Source organism: Roseibium sp. RKSG952 (genome assembly GCF_009711355.1).
Genome location: NZ_SMMF01000024.1, coordinates 1 through 209 on the forward strand (window position 1 = coordinate 1; position 209 = coordinate 209).

1 protein-coding gene is annotated in these 209 nt (G+C 64.6%); it reads right to left on the minus strand.

Annotated elements, in window-relative coordinates; all coding sequences use genetic code 11:
• A partial coding sequence (locus E1297_RS00045) for a DUF4116 domain-containing protein (protein ID WP_155132458.1) occupies positions 1-209 on the minus strand: 209 nt, incomplete at both ends.

The window sequence follows — 209 nt, forward strand, 5'->3', positions numbered from 1 at the left end:
ATCTCCCGCGTCCGGAGGGCTTCCGGCACAAAAATCAGCGCCCAGCCGTCTTGCCTTACGGCTTCGCGGCACATCCCCCGCGTCTGGAGGTTGTCCGGCATCCATAGCAACGCCCAGCCGTGTTGCCTTACGGCTTCGCGGCACATCTCCCGCGTCTGGAGACTCTCCGGCACATATTCCAACGCCCGGCCGTCTTGCCTCACTGCCTC